Raw genomic sequence first — 14,417 nt, 5'->3', positions numbered from 1 at the left:
GCGCGGCCGCGCTGCGCCTGGTGGGCGCGGCCGACGTGCTGATCGAGGGCTTCCGCCCCGGTGTGATGGAGCGCCTGGGCCTGGGCCCCGCGCCCTGTCTGGCGCACAACCCGCGGCTGGTCTACGGCCGCATGACCGGCTGGGGGCAGGGTGGCCCGCTCGCGCACACCGCGGGTCACGACCTGAACTACCTCGCGCTGTCGGGGGCCTTGCATGCCATCGGCCGCGCCGAGGGGGGGCCGGTGCCACCGCTGAACCTGGTGGCCGATTTCGGCGGCGGCGCCATGCTGCTCGCGGTGGGCGTGCTGGCCGCGCTGCTGCATGCGCGCCAGACCGGTGAGGGCCAGGTGGTCGATGCCGCGATGACCGATGGCTGTGCGCTGCTGCAGGCGATGAACCTGAGCTTCCAGGCGATGGGGCAATGGCAGGACCGGCGGCAGAGCAACCTGATCGACGGCGCCGCGCCCTTCTACGACACCTATGCCTGCGCCGATGACGGCCACCTGGCGGTGGCCGCGCTGGAGGAGCGCTTCTACCGCCAGTTCCTCGAGCGCACCGACCTGGCCGGGGAGGCGCTGCTGCAGCCCCAGCACGACCGCAGCCTGTGGCCGCAGCAGAAGCAGCGCATCGCCGCGGTGCTGCGCACGCGTTCGCGCGACGACTGGGTGCGGGTCTTCGAGGGCAGCGACGCCTGCGTCACGCCGGTGCTCACGCTGGGCGAGGCGCCGCAGCATCCGCACCACCGGGCGCGCGGCAGTTCGTCGAGGTGGACGGCCGCGTGCAGCCCGGGCCGGCACCGCGCTTCTCGCACACGCCCACGCTGGTGCGCGCCCGCTGCCGGCCACGCACGACGGCCGTGCCGCGCTCGCGGCCTGGGGCTGGGCCGACGAGGAGATCGCGAAGCTGGCCGCGACCGGCGCGCTGGCCTGAGGCCCGGGCCTCGACCGCTCAGGACACCAGCCGCAGCGTGCGTGCGGCGTTGATCGCCTGCACGCGACCGCTGACGCCGAGCTTGGAGTAGATGTTCTTCAGGTGGAACTTGACGGTGTTCTCGGAGACGAACAGCCGCGAGGCGATCTCCTTGTTGGCCACGCCGTTGGCCAGGAACTGCAGCATCTCCTTCTCGCGCTCCGACAGCGGGTCGGTGAGGTGGTGCCGGCAGCGCGGCTGGCCGAGGTCGGTGCCCGACGCGGCCAGCAGCAGTTCGATGAAGTCGCGGTCCGGATCGGGCGCCGCCTGGCCCTCGTCGGCGGACTGCAGAAAGTGCTGGTACTCCTCCCGCAGCATCGAGACGATGGCGCGGCCCTCGTCGAGGAAGCAGCGCACGTAGCGGCCCGGCCGCGCCAGCTGCAGCGCCTTGCGCAGCTGCGGTGGGCGCCGTTGGGCGAGCCCTTGTCGTTCAGCAGCAGCGCCTCGAACATGTGCAGCCGGATGTCGCGATAGACGCGGCCGGTCTGGCGGGCCCGCTCGCGTGCGATCAGCTGCGAGGCCAACGCATGGTCGTGGTGGGCGATCGCCAGGCGGATGCGGCCGAAGCCTTCGCCCTCCATGTCGTCGGCCATGTAGATCCAGTGCGGATCCAGCGGCGGGCAGACCGGAGCGATGCGCTGGGCCAGCGCCGTGGCGCGGTCGAGCTCGCCGGCCAGCACCGCGCGGCGGACACGCTCCCAGTCGGCCTGCGAGACCAGCCGGTCGAGGTGGCTGTCGTGGCCCATGCGCTCCAGTTCGTCGAGCACTTCCTGTGCCTCGGCCGAGCGACCGCGCGCGTCGTGCATGCGCGAGATCGACAGGTAGGCCAGCGCGATGAAGTCGAGCGTCACGCACTCGGAGATGCCGCGCTGGAACTGCGCGCACAGCGGCTCGAGCGCGGCCAGGTCGTTGGCCTCGTAGAGCGCCCAGATCTGCGCGGCGGCCATCACGGCCGGCGCGAACGACTTGTCGAGCGGCGCATGCTGCGCCAGCATGTCGGCGCGGTAGCGCTCGATCGCCTCGTCCAGCTTGCCCTGCACGATCAGGCGCGCGCCGCTGACCGCCGAGGTGTAGCCCATCACGAAGGAGCCGGCGCCGCGCTCGCTGTGGGCCCGCGCCTGCATCAGCGACTTGCGCGCGCCCTCGAAATCACCGGCGGCGATGCGCCCGAAGCTCAGCACGTTGCACGCAGCGCCGAGCTCGAAGGCCGGGAAGCCGCTGACCTCCTGCTGCAGCACCTCGGGGCGGTCGATGATGGCGAGCGCCGCATGGAGGTCGTCCTCGAACAGCAGGCGCGCCATGGCCCGGCACAGGTCGGGCTGGTGGTCTGCAGGATGTCGCCGCAGCCGGCATGCTGGTCCATCAGATCCACCAGGGGCCGCAGCTTGGCGCGCCGGCGCAGGAACATCAGCGAGTAGGCCGCCTTGATCGCCAGCACCGGGCGGTTCGCCACGTGGTCGAACGGCAGCCGGTCGTACCAGCGCTCGAGCGTGATCAGCTCGGCGTTGGAGATCAGCCGCGAAGACCACTCGCTCAGGATCGCTGCGGCGAGCGAGAAGTTGCGGCAGGACAGCGCGTGGTAGATCGCCTCCTCGGGCAGGTGCTGCGCCAGGTACCAGCGCGCCGCGCGCTCGTGCACGCTGACCACCTCGAGTTCGGAGCTGCGGTGCAGGCTGTCGGCGAGGAAGCTCGAGAACAGGCCGTGGTACTTGAACCAGCGGTTGTCGGAGTCGAGTGCACGGACGAACAGGCCGGAGCGCTCGAGCTGCTCCAGGATGTCCTGCGCGTCGCCGAAGCCGGTCACGGCCGCGCACAGCGGCGCCGACAGCCGCCGCAGCAGCGAGGTCTTGAACAGGAACTCCTGGATGCGCGGCGACTGCAGCGTCACCACGTTGTCAGTCAGGTACTCGGCCAGTTCGCGCGGGCCGTGGTCCTCGGGGTCGACCAGCGAGGTGCGCACCTCGGGGCTGCCGAGACCGAGCCGGAACAGCTGCAGGCCGGCCGGCCAGCCCTCGGTGCGTCGGTAGATCGCACCCACTTCCTCGGCGCTGACGCGCAGGTCCTTGGACTCGGCGAAGAACTGCGTCACCTCGCCGGGCGTGAAGCGCAGGTCGTCGGCCCGCAGCACCGTCGCCATGCGGTTGACCAGCAACGTGGCCAGGCCGATCTCCGGCAGCGAGCGCGAGCCGATGAAGACGTGCGCATGGGCCGGCAGGCGCGACAGCAGGAAGCGGAAGAAGCGCAGGATGGCCTCGTTGCGCAGCGCCTGGAACTCGTCGAGGAAGATCGATGCGTGCGTGTCCATGCCCGACAGCGCGTCGAGCATCCAGTTCGCCAGGTCGGGCGGGGCCTCGCCGACACGGGCCGCGGCGGCCTCCGGGTGGGCGGCGCCGTCGCGCATCAGCCCACCAGCGCGCGCATGTGCGACTCGAAGCGTCGCGGGTCGTTGTCGGCGTCGTCGAGGGTGAGCCAGGCGGTGCGCCAGCCGCGGGCCTCGTGGGCGGTCTTGATCTGCTGCAGGGTGGTCGACTTGCCGTGGCCGGCCGGGCCCTGCAGCACCGTGACGCGCAGGCTGTTGTCCTGCAGCACGCGGTCGAGGATGACGCGGCGGCGCACGGCGCCGGGGTAGATCGGCGGGGCGAACAGCTTGTGGGTGCTGACCTCCATCGAGGCGTGCACGGCGCCGGGCTGGGGCCGCGCCGAGCCGGCAGGGGCAGCGACGATCGGGTCGGGGATGTCGGCGGGCTTCGAACGGCGGATGCCGGCGTCGGAGTGACCGGTTTTCGACATGGGTGTCATTGCCGGGCGAGCCGGCCGGGAACTGCAAGGAAACCGATTTTTCGCCGTTGCCGGGGACGGGCGCCAGCGGAGTTCTACCGAGAGCACGGGTAAACACGAGCGCCCGGTGCCGACCTCAGCGGTCCGTGGGGCGCGTCACGCGCCGAAACGACACAACTACCCTTCCGGGTGGGAGTGCGCACGACCTTCCGGCGTCCAATTCCCGCAGGCGGCCGCTGCAATGGGTCGCCGTGCGGCGGGCGCGGCAACGCGCCCCATCCCGGATCGACGCTGGAATCCCATGTCTGTTCAGTTTTTCGTTCGCCGACCATGAAGGGCCTGAGCGTCAGTCGCGACGGCGGCCTGGTGCGCCTGCGCCTCGACCGGCCCGAGGCGCTCAATGCGCTCGACATCGACCTGGCCCAGGCGCTGCTCGGGGCCTGCCGCGATCTCGCCGACGACAGTTCGGTGCGCGCGGTGCTGCTCAGCGGTTCGGGCCGGGCCTTCGCTGCTGGCGGCGATCTGACACAGATGCGCGCCGCGCCGGTGGCAGCGGCCGACAGCCTGATCACGCCGATGCACCAGGCGCTGAACCTGCTGGCCCGCATCGACGCGCCGGTGCTGGTCGCGCTGCACGGCGCGGTGGCCGGCGCCGGCCTCAGCCTGGCCGCCGCGGCTGACCTGGCCATCGCTGCCGAGGGCACCAAGTTCAACCTGGCCTACATCAACATCGCCACGAGCTGCGATCTCGGCGCCTCGTGGTCGCTGCCGCGCCTGGTGGGCCTGCGCCGCGCGCTGGAGATCGCGCTGCTGGGCGAGAGCTTCGACGCGCGCAAGGCGCTGGAGATCGGGCTCGTCAACCGCGTGGTCACCGCCGACGCGCTGGAGGCCGAGGCCGAGGCGCTGGCGCAGCGCCTGGCGCGCGGCCCGACGCTGGCCTACGGCCACATGCGGCGCCTGATGCGCACCAGTTTCGAACGCAGCTTCGCCGACCAGCTCGATGCCGAGCGCGACGCCTTCCTCGCCAGTGCCGCGACCGCCGATTTCGGCGAAGGCCTGGCGGCCTTCTTCGAACGGCGACCGGCCCGCTTCCAGGGCCGTTGAGCCCGGGACCGACGCCTCCTTTCCCCTCTTCTGCGACCATGAACATCCTCGACCGCATTGCTCGCCAGACCCTGGGCGACGTGCTGCGCCGCACCCGCCAGCGCCACCCGAACAAGCTCGCCATCCGCTGCGGCAACACCGCCTGGACCTACGCGCAGTTCGATGACACCTGCAACCGCCTGGCCACCGGCCTGGCGGCGCAGGGCATCGCCAGCGGCGACCGGGTCGCCGTGCTGGCGCGCAACTCGCACGCCTTCGCCGCGCTGCGCTTCGCCGTGGCACGGCTCGGCGCGGTGCTGGTGCCGATCAACTTCATGCTGAGCGCCGACGAAGCGCGCTACATCCTCGAACACTCGGGTGCGCGACTGCTGTGCACCGACAGCGGCCTCACCGAGCTGGCGCGCCAGGCGAGTGCCGGCACCGCCGTCGAGCGCCTCGTCTGGCTGCCCGGCGAGGACGCCAGCGAGCCGGCCACCGGCCTGACGCGTTTCGACGAGCTGCTCGAATTCGGCGACCACGTGCCCAGCCCGGTGCTGCACGGCGGCATGCTGGCGCAGATCGTCTACACCAGCGGCACCGAGTCGCGGCCGAAGGGCGCGATGCTGACGCACGACGCGGTGATCGCCGAATACGTGAGCTGCATCGTCGATGCCGAGATCGCCGAACACGACCTGATCCTGCATGCGCTGCCGCTCTACCACTGCGCGCAGCTCGACGTCTTCCTGGGCCCGGCGATCTATGTCGGCGCGACCAACGTCATCACCGGCAAGCCGACCGCCGACAACCTGCTCACGCTGATGGCGCGTGACGGCATCACCTCGTTCTTCGCGCCGCCCACCGTGTGGATCTCGCTGCTGCGCGCGCCGCAGTTCGACACCACCGACCTGTCGGCCCTGTGCAAGGGCTACTACGGCGCCTCGATCATGCCGGTGGAGGTGTTGAAGGAATTGCAGCGCCGTCTGCCGAGGGTGCGCTTGTGGAACCTGTACGGGCAGACCGAGATCGCGCCGCTGGCCACCGTGCTCAAGCCCGAGGACCAGCTGCGCAAGGCCGGCTCGGCGGGCCGTGCGACGCTCAACGTCGAGACGCGCGTGGTCGACGACGCCATGCGCGATGTGGCGGTCGGCGAGATCGGCGAGATCGTGCACCGCTCGCCGCAGCTGCTGAGCGGCTACTTCCGCGACGAGGAGCGCACCCGGGCGGCCTTCGAGGGGGGGTGGTTCCACAGCGGCGATCTCGGCGTGCTCGACGCCGAGGGCTACCTGACCGTCGTCGATCGCAAGAAGGACATGATCAAGACCGGCGGCGAGAACGTCGCCAGCCGCGAGGTCGAGGAAACGATCTACGCGCTCGAGGGCGTGTCGGAGGTGGCCGTGATCGGCCTGCCGCACCCGGTGTGGATCGAGGCCGTGACGGCCGTCATCGTGCCCAAGGCCGGCCATGCGCTGACCGAGGCGGCGGTGATCGCCTTCTGCGACCAGCGCCTCGCGCGCTTCAAGATCCCGAAGACGGTGATCCTGACCGACGCGTTGCCGAAGAACCCGAGCGGCAAGCTGCTCAAGCGCGAGCTGCGGCTGCGCTACCAGACCCCGACGACCTGAGCGCGGGCCACCCCCATCCTTGAACCATGAACTTCGGCCCGAACGGGGCCGAGACAATTCGGAGAAGAAGCAATGAAGGTCTACAACGTCGCGATCCTGGGCACCGGCTTCGGGGGGCTCTGCATGGCCCTGCGCCTGCGCGAGCAGGGTGAGAACGACTTCGTGCTGCTCGAGAAGGCCTCCGGCGTCGGCGGCACCTGGCGCGACAACACCTACCCCGGCGCGGCCTGCGACGTGAAGTCGCATCTCTACTGGCTGTCGTTCACCGAGCGACCCGAGTGGACCAAGACCTACTGCGACCAGCCCGAGATCCTGCACAACATCGAACTGCTGGCCGAGAAGAGCGGCCTCAAGCCGCAGATCCGTTTCAACACCGAGGTGATCGATGCGACCTGGGACGAGTCCCGGCTGCTGTGGCGCATCCGCACCGCGAACAACGAGACCGTGCTCGCGCGCAACTTCGTGCCGGCCTGGGGCCAGCTCAACCGGCCGAGCTTCGCCGGCATCGCGGGCCGTGAGCGCTTCCAGGGCGCGCAGTTCCATTCGGCGGGCTGGCGGCACGACGTGCCGCTCGCCGGCAAGCGCATCGCCTGCATCGGCGTGGGTCCGAGCGCGGCGCAGTTCATCCCCGAACTGGCACGCCAGGCCGGGCACCTGACGGTGTTCCAGCGTTCGCCGAACTACGTGGTGCCCCGCCTCGACCGGCCCTACACCGACGACGAGCAGCGCATCTTCCACGCCGTGCCGGCCACGCGCGACGCCAGCCGGGCGGCGATCTTCGCCGACCATGAAAGCTGGTACGACGCGATGCGCCTGGACACGCCGAAGGCGGCCGAGTTCACCGCGATGGCGCGCGCCCAGCTGGAATCGCAGGTGGCCGACCCGGTGCTGCGCGAGAAGCTGTGGCCCACCTATCCCATCGGCTGCAAGCGCATCATCATCGCCGACGACTACTACCCGGCCCTGGTGCGCCCGAACGTCACGCTCGAGACCACCGCGATCGCGGGCATCGAGGAGCAGGGCATCCGCACCAAGGACGGCACGCTGCACGAGTTCGACGTCATCGTGTTCGGCACCGGCTTCGAGACCGAGACGCTGCTCGGTGTGTCGGACATCAAGGGCCGCGGCGGCAAGTCGCTGCGCGAGACCTGGAAGCCGGTGCCCGAGGCCTACCTCGGCATCACCGTCAGCGGCTTCCCGAACCTCTATGTGCTGTACGGCCCCAACACCAACCTCGGCCACAACTCCATCCTCAACATGATCGAGGCCCAGGTCGACTACACGGTGCGTGCCCTGCAGGCGGCCAAGGCACACGGCGTGGCGGCGCTCGACGTCAAGCCGGCGGTGATGGCCGCGTTCAACCGCCAACTGCAGAAGGACCTGCAGGGGACCTCGTGGGCCGGCTCCTGTACCAGCTGGTACAAGCATGCCGACGGCCGCATCAGCAACAACTGGTCGGGCAACGTCATCGACTACCGCAAGGCCACCGCCGAGTTCCGGATCGACGAGTACGACCAGTTCCGCCAGCCCGAGACGGCCAGCGCCTGATCCGGGCGAGAGCGCGCCCGAGAGCACGAACGACAGGAGGAGACGCCCGATGGTCGACAACGAGTACTACTCGCAGGCGGTGCACGGCCCCTACGAGAGCTTCGACATCGGCGACCTGGTCCTGGAGGAGGGCGGCACGATCCGCAGCTGCCGGATCGCCTACGCCACCTTCGGCACGCTGTCGGCGGCCAAGGACAACGCGATCCTGGTGCCCACCTGGTTCTCGGGCACCAGCAAGATCATGGAGCAGGCCTACATCGGCCCGGGGCGCGCGCTCGACCCCGAGAAGTACTTCATCGTCGTCGCCAACCAGATCGGCAACGGCCTGTCGAGCTCGCCGCACAACACCGCCTGGCCGCTGGGCATGGCGAACTTCCCCAAGGTGCGCATCGGCGACGACGTGGTCGCGCAGCAGCGGCTGTTGAAAGGCAGGTTCGGCATCGAGTCGCTGGCGCTGGTGGTCGGCGGCTCGATGGGTGCGCAGCAGACCTACGAGTGGGCGGTGCGTTTCCCCGACGCGGTGAAGCGCGCCGCGCCGATCGCCGGCACCGCGAAGAACACGCCGCACGACTTTCTGTACGCGCAATCGCTGTGCGACGCGATCACCTCCGACCCGGCCTGGGCCGGCGGCTGGTACGAGCAGCCGCATGCGGTGCGCGAGGGCCTGCGGCGGCATGCGCGGCTGTGGGCGGTGATGGGCTTCAGCACCGAGTTCTACAAGCAGGAGCTGTGGCGACCGTTCGGCTTCTCGTCGGTCGACGACCTGATGCTGAACTTCCTGGACGCCACCTTCCTGCCGATGGACCCGAACGACCTGCTGTGCATGGCCTGGAAGTGGCAGCGCGGCGACGTGAGCCGGCACACCGGCGGCGACCTCGCGAAGGCGCTGGCGCGCATCAAGGCGAAGACGGTGGTGATGCCGATCAGCACCGACATGTTCTTCCCGCCGGCCGACTGTGCGGCCGAGCAGCGGCTGATCCCGAACGGCGAGCTGAAGGTGATCGACAGCCTGTGGGGCCACATCGCGCTGTTCGGGCTGGATGCGGGCTACATCGAGCAGATCGATCGGGCGCTGAAGCAGTTGCTCGACACGCCGGCCTGAGGTCTCGTGGCACCCGCCAGCCTCGTGACGTCGACACGCGGCAGGCCGCCGGTTCACTCGATCAACCGCAGCGCCCGCGCCGTGTTGATGGCCTGCAGCCGGTTGCCGACGCCGAGCTTGGAGTAGATGTTCTTCAGGTGGAACTTGACGGTGTTCTCCGACACGAACAGCCGTCCGGCGATCTCGCGGTTGGTGGTGCCGTCGAGCAGGAAGTGCAGCATCTCCTTCTCGCGCTCCGACAGTGCCTCGGTCAGGGCGTTGCCGGCGGCCTGGCGGCCCAGGTCGGTCCCCGAGGCCTCGAGCAGCAGCTCGATGTAGTCGCGGTCCGGGTCGGTGCCGCCGCGCGGTTCGTGGCCCTGCAGCAGGTTCTGGTAGGCCTCGCGCAGCAGCTCGATGACGCCGTCGCCCTCGTCGAGCAGGCAGCGCACGTAGCGGCCTCGGCGGCCCAGCTGCAGCGCCTTGCGCAGGCAGCGATGGGCGGCGTTGCGGGCGCCCATGCGCTGCTGGAGCAGGGCCTCCAGCACGCTCAGCTTGATGTCGCGGTAGACCCGACCGGTCTGGCGCACCCGCTCCCGGGCGATGCGCTGCGCGGCGTCGGCGTGGTCGTGCCGTGCGATGGCGAGGCGGATCCACCCGTAGCCTGAGCCTTCCACGTCCTCGGCCAGGTGGATCCAGTGCGGCGCGTCGTCGCGCGAGTCCGGGGCGATGCGCATCGCCAGCGCCACCGCGCGCTCGATCTCGCGGCCCGCCAGCGCACGCCGCACGCGCTCCCACTCGCTCACCGCCACCAGGCGCTGCAGGGGCTGGTGTGGCCGATGCGCTCCAGTTCGTCGAGCGCCGCGACGGCTCGTCGGAGCGCCCGCGCGCCTCGTGCATGCGCGAGATGGCGATGTGGGCCGCGGCGATGAAGTCGAGCGTCACCGACTCGGAGATCTCGCGCTGGAAACGGTGCGCCAGCGACTCCAGCGTCGCCAGGTCGTTGGCCTCGTACAGCGCGAACATGTGGCAGGCCGCGAGTGCCGCGCCGGCCACCGAGGTGTCGAGCGGCGCCTCCTGCGCGTTCTCGTCGCGCAGGTGCGCCAGCGCCTCCTGCAGCCGGCCCTGCACGAGCAGGTTGCTGCCGGTGATGGCGGCGGTGTAGCCGCCGACGAACGAGCCGCCGCCGCGGCCGATGTGCGCGCGTGCAAGCGCCAGGGCCTGGCGCGCGCCCTCGAAATCGCCGCTCGCCACCTTGCCCAGCGCGAGCACGTTCGCGGCCGCCCCCAGCTCGAAGGCCGGGAAGCCCTCCAGCTCGCGCTGCACGACGCCGGCCTGCTCCACGGTGTCGGCCGCCGCCGCCAGGTCGTCGTCCACCAGCAGGAAGGACATCGCGCGGCACAGGTCGGGGTTGGTGGTCGGCACGATGTCGCCGCCGCCGGCCTGCGGTGCCATCAGGTCCAGCAGCGGGCGCAGCTTGGGGCGGCGGCGCAGGAACATCAGCGCGTAGGCGGCGCGGATCACCAGCGCCGGCCGTTGCGCCACCTCGTGGGAGGGCAGGCGGTCGTGCCAACGCTCCAGCGTGATCAGCTCGGCGCCGGCCACCAGCTGCGACGACCAGTCGGTCAGGGTGGAAGCCGCCAGCGGGAAGTTCCTGCAGCACAGCGCATGGTGGATCGCTTCCTCGGGCAGTCCGTGCGCCAGGCACCACTGCGCCGCTCGCTCGTGGACCTGCCGCACCTCGTCGGGCCCGTTGCGCTGCAGGGATTCGGCCAGGTAGGTGGAGAACAGGCCGTGGTACTTGAACCACTGGTTGTCGGAGTCGAGCGCGCGCAGGAACAGGCCGGAGCGCTCCAGTCGCACCAGCAGCTCCTGCGCGTCCTCGAAGCCGGTCACGGCGGTGCACAGCGGTGCCGACAGGCGCTGCAGCAGCGACGTCTTCAGCAGGAACTCCTGCATGCGCGGCGACTGCAGCGACATCACGTTGTCGGCCAGGTACTCGGCCAGCTCGCGCGGCCCGTGGTCGTCGGCGCCGTCCAGCGCCATGCGCACTTCGGGACTCACCAGCGCCAGCCGGAACAGCTGCACGCCGGCCGGCCAGCCCTCGGTGCGGCGGTAGATCGCGTCCACCTCGCCGGCACTGACCTGCAGGCTGGCCGAATCGGCGAAGAACTGCGTCACCTCGCCGGGCGTGAAGCGCAGGTCGTCGGCGCGCACCACCGAGGCCACACGGTTGACCATCAGCGTGGCCAGGCCGATCTCCGGCAGCGTGCGCGAGCCGATGAACACATGCACGTTGGCCGGCAGGCGCGCGAGCACCGAGCGGAAGAAGCGCAGGATGGCCTCGTTGCGCAGCGCCTGGAACTCGTCGATGAAGATCGAGGCCGGCGTGATGCGGCCCGACAGGGTGTCGAGCATCCAGTCGGCCAGGTCGCGCGGCGCGTCGCCGGTGCCGCTGCGCGAGGCGCCGGGCGATGCGGCACGGCCGTGCAGCAGGCTCATCACCGCGACCATGTGCGACTCGAAGCGTCGCGGGTCGTTGTCGGCGTCGTCGAGGGTGAGCCAGGCGGTGCGCCAGCCGCGGGCCTCGTGGGCGGTCTTGATCTGTTGCAGCGTGGTCGACTTGCCGTGGCCGGCCGGGCCCTGCAGCACCGTGACGCGCAGGCTGTCGTCCTGCAGCACGCGGTCGAGGATGGCCTGTCGCGGCACGGCGCCCGGGTACACCGGCGGCGTGAACAGCTTGTGCATCCGCACGTCCGACGGGAAGCCGCGTTCGGTCGAGGCCGGCTCGTCGGCCGGCGGCGTGGGCCAGTCCGTCGTGGCCTCGAGCGGGTGCGATCGCAGCTGACGGTGGGGTGACGGCGGGGGCATGCGGCTCGCAGGGCAACCAGCGAAACGGCGATTGTTTGCTGCGGCGCAGCTGACGGGTCTGCGGGCTTCCCCCAGGGGGTGGGTGGGGAGCGGGTGGCCAAAACTACCTGACCGGGTGGCGGAATTTGCAATGTCGGCGGGTTCAATCGGGCCGATCATTTCCAGAGGAGACCCTGATGTCGAATGTCCAGCAGGCACCGAAGCAGGTCGATGCCGTCGTCGTGGGCGCCGGATTCGCCGGCATGTATTCGCTCTACAAGCTGCGCGAGCAGGGCCTGAAGGTGCAGGTCTACGAGGCCGGCACCGGCGTCGGCGGCACCTGGTACTGGAACCGCTACCCGGGCGCGCGCGTCGACTCGCAGGCCTACATCTACCAGTACTGGTTCTCCAAGGAGTTGCTGGACGAGTGGAACTGGAGCGAGCGCTTCCCCGCCCAGGACGAGACCGAGCGCTACCTCAACCACGTGGCCGACCGCTTCGACCTGCGCAAGGACATCCAGTTCAAGACCCGAGTGACCGCGGCGGCCTATGACGAAGCGTCCCAGCGCTGGACCATCACCACCGACGACGGCCAATCCGTCAGCGCGCAGTACTTCATCATGGGCACCGGCGGCCTGTCGGTGCCGATGCTGCCGGCGCTGCCGGGGATCGAGAACTTCAAGGGCCGCATCGTGCACACCGCCCAGTGGCCGCGCGAGGGCGTGGACCTCAAGGGCAAGCGGGTGGGCATCATCGGCACCGGCGCGACGGGCATCCAGGTGATCCAGACCATCGCCGGCGAGGTCGGGCACCTGACGGTGTTCCAGCGCACGCCGAACTACACCATCCCGATGCGCAACCCGAAGTACGACGACGCGGCGCGCGCCGAGCTGCGCGCGCAGTACCCGATGCTGAAGGAGCGCGTGCAGCGCACCTTCGCCGGCTTCGACTACGACTTCGAGGACCGCAACTTCTTCGACGTGGACCCCGCCGAGCGCCAGCGCATCCTGCAGCGCCTGTGGGACGACGGCTCGCTGAACTTCTGGATCGGCGGCTTCCGCGAGGTGTTCTTCGACGAGAAGGTCAACGCCGAGTTCTCCGACTTCGTGCGCCAGCGCATCCGCGAGCGCGTGAAGGACCCGAAGGTGGCCGACAAGCTGGTGCCGCAGGACTACGGCTTCGGCACGCGCCGCGTGCCGCTGGAGACCAAGTACTACGAAGCCTTCAACCGCGACAACGTGCTGCTGGTCGACACCAAGGCCACGCCGATGGAGGAAGTGACCGCGACGGGCATCCGCACGGCGGCCGGCCTGCACGAGCTCGACATCCTGATCTGCGCCACCGGCTTCGACGCCGGTACCGGCGCGCTGACCAAGGTCGACATCCGCGGCCGCGACGGCGTGCTGCTGCGCGATGCCTGGGCCCAGGACGGCGTGCGCACCACCATGGGCCTGCAGGTGCACGGCTACCCGAACCTGTTCATGACGATGGCGCCGTTCTCGCCGGCGGCGGCGTTCTGCAACGTGCCCACCTGCCTGCAGCAGCAGGTGGACTGGATCGCCGACTGCATCGCCTTCGTGCGCCAGCAGGGCCGCCATTCCATCGAGCCCAGCGCCGAGGCCGAGGCCAAGTGGGTGGCCCACCACGACGAACTGGCCAACCTGACGCTGGTGCCGAAGACCAACTCCTGGTACATGGGCTCCAACGTCAAGGGCAAGCCGCGGCGCCTGCTGGCCTATGCCGGCGGTGTGGGCACCTACCGTGCCAAGTGCGAGGAAGTCAAGGCGAGCGGCTACGAGGGCTTCGTGACCGCCTGAGGCGGGCCGTCGCCGGCCGGCGGCGGCGCGTTCAGTCGATCGACAGCACCACGTTGCCGATCGCGCGCCCGCTCTCGACCAGCTCGTGCGCCTCGACGATGCGCTCGAGCGGCAGCCGCGCGGCGATCTGGTGCACCAGGTCGCCGCGTGCCAGGAAGCCGTTCAGCGTGTCGATCGCGCGACGGCGGTCCGCCTCCTCGAGCAGGTAGACGATGAACAGCCGGATGCGCGGGCTGCACGCGGCGAGCGCGAAGAAGGGCAGCGTGAACTGCACCGCGCCGCTGCCGTAGACCACCCATTCGCCGCCGGGCCGCACGGCCTCCATGTTCAGCGCCGCGTTGGCCACCACGTCGACCTCGATCACGCGGTCCACGCCACGGCCGCCGGTGACCTGGCGCACGCGTTCGGCCACGTTCTCGGTCTTGTAGTCCACCACCGTGTCGGCGCCGGCCGCACGCACCAGTTCGGCCTTCTCGGCGCTGCTGACCGTGGCGACGATGTGCTTCGCACCGAGCCGGCGCGCGAACTGCACCGCGTAGTGGCCCACGGCACCGGCGCCGCCGGCGATCAGCACCGTCTTGCCCGCCACGCCGCCGTCCACCAGCAGCGCATGCAGCGCGGTCAGCGCCGGGATGCCGAAGCAGGCGCCGGCCTCGCCCGGCACGCTGTCCG

At 70.4% G+C, this 14,417-nt stretch carries 13 protein-coding genes; 7 read left to right on the top strand and 6 right to left on the bottom strand.

Features of this window, described 5'->3' with window-relative positions:
- Nucleotides 1–983, top strand: a 983-nt coding sequence (locus x551_RS11660) for a CaiB/BaiF CoA-transferase family protein (protein WP_051511968.1), incomplete at its 5' end; no start/stop codon positions are given.
- Here x551_RS11660 and x551_RS27335 read toward each other — a convergent pair.
- From x551_RS27335 to x551_RS27325, 4 genes are read right to left on the bottom strand one after another with little or no spacing between them, the layout of a single operon-like run.
- Nucleotides 949–1,092 (bottom strand): LuxR C-terminal-related transcriptional regulator, encoded by a 144-nt coding sequence (locus tag x551_RS27335; protein WP_253950360.1) that lies wholly within the window; start codon nucleotides 1,090–1,092, stop codon nucleotides 949–951. The genes x551_RS11660 and x551_RS27335 overlap by 35 nt on opposite strands.
- Nucleotides 1,029–2,261: a hypothetical protein gene (locus tag x551_RS27330; RefSeq protein ID WP_343252138.1), complete on the bottom strand. Its 1,233-nt coding sequence runs from the start codon at nucleotides 2,259–2,261 to the stop codon at nucleotides 1,029–1,031. Before x551_RS27330 ends, x551_RS27335 begins: the two co-directional genes overlap by 64 nt.
- On the bottom strand, nucleotides 2,144–3,370 hold the full coding sequence (locus x551_RS28190; RefSeq protein WP_036248625.1) for a hypothetical protein: 1,227 nt from the start codon (nucleotides 3,368–3,370) through the stop codon (nucleotides 2,144–2,146). Before x551_RS28190 ends, x551_RS27330 begins: the two co-directional genes overlap by 118 nt.
- Nucleotides 3,370–3,759, bottom strand: coding sequence for an AAA family ATPase (locus tag x551_RS27325; protein ID WP_036233421.1), 390 nt, complete (start codon nucleotides 3,757–3,759; stop codon nucleotides 3,370–3,372). The genes x551_RS28190 and x551_RS27325 overlap by 1 nt, the downstream gene beginning before the upstream one ends.
- 318 nt (nucleotides 3,760–4,077) lie before the next feature.
- On the opposite strand from x551_RS27325, the gene x551_RS11640 reads away from it, so the two are divergent.
- From x551_RS11640 to x551_RS11625, 4 genes are all read left to right on the top strand, one after another.
- Nucleotides 4,078–4,851, top strand: coding sequence for an enoyl-CoA hydratase-related protein (locus x551_RS11640; protein WP_036233424.1), 774 nt, complete (start codon nucleotides 4,078–4,080; stop codon nucleotides 4,849–4,851).
- A 38-nt stretch (nucleotides 4,852–4,889) separates the two neighbouring features.
- Complete coding sequence (locus x551_RS11635; RefSeq protein ID WP_036233427.1) at nucleotides 4,890–6,452, top strand: acyl-CoA synthetase; 1,563 nt, start codon at nucleotides 4,890–4,892, stop codon at nucleotides 6,450–6,452.
- 72 nt (nucleotides 6,453–6,524) lie between these two features.
- Nucleotides 6,525–8,000 (top strand): NAD(P)/FAD-dependent oxidoreductase, encoded by a 1,476-nt coding sequence (locus tag x551_RS11630; RefSeq protein ID WP_036233428.1) that lies wholly within the window; start codon nucleotides 6,525–6,527, stop codon nucleotides 7,998–8,000.
- A 49-nt stretch (nucleotides 8,001–8,049) separates the two neighbouring features.
- Entirely contained in the window at nucleotides 8,050–9,102 is a 1,053-nt protein-coding gene (locus x551_RS11625) for an alpha/beta fold hydrolase (RefSeq protein WP_036248622.1), read from the top strand.
- A 53-nt stretch (nucleotides 9,103–9,155) separates the two neighbouring features.
- On the opposite strand, the gene x551_RS27320 is transcribed toward x551_RS11625, so the two are convergent.
- Entirely contained in the window at nucleotides 9,156–9,890 is a 735-nt protein-coding gene (locus x551_RS27320) for a LuxR C-terminal-related transcriptional regulator (protein ID WP_036248619.1), read from the bottom strand.
- Nucleotides 9,891–9,993: 103 nt separating this feature from the next.
- Here x551_RS27320 and x551_RS27315 point away from each other — a divergent pair, with 103 nt between their 5' ends.
- On the top strand, nucleotides 9,994–11,937 hold the full coding sequence (locus x551_RS27315) for a hypothetical protein (protein ID WP_253950359.1): 1,944 nt from the start codon (nucleotides 9,994–9,996) through the stop codon (nucleotides 11,935–11,937).
- 188 nt (nucleotides 11,938–12,125) lie between these two features.
- Nucleotides 12,126–13,745 (top strand): NAD(P)/FAD-dependent oxidoreductase, encoded by a 1,620-nt coding sequence (locus x551_RS11595; RefSeq protein ID WP_036233430.1) that lies wholly within the window; start codon nucleotides 12,126–12,128, stop codon nucleotides 13,743–13,745.
- A 31-nt stretch (nucleotides 13,746–13,776) separates the two neighbouring features.
- Here the strand turns inward: x551_RS11595 and x551_RS11590 are convergent.
- Nucleotides 13,777–14,417 (bottom strand): zinc-binding dehydrogenase (locus tag x551_RS11590; RefSeq protein ID WP_036248605.1); only part of this gene is annotated, 641 nt, incomplete at its 5' end.

It is taken from the genome of Methylibium sp. T29 (assembly GCF_000576205.1).
Lineage (GTDB): Bacteria > Pseudomonadota > Gammaproteobacteria > Burkholderiales > Burkholderiaceae_C > Methylibium > Methylibium petroleiphilum.
Note: the sequence above shows the minus strand (reverse complement) of the source record. Positions and strands in the feature narration are given on the sequence as shown.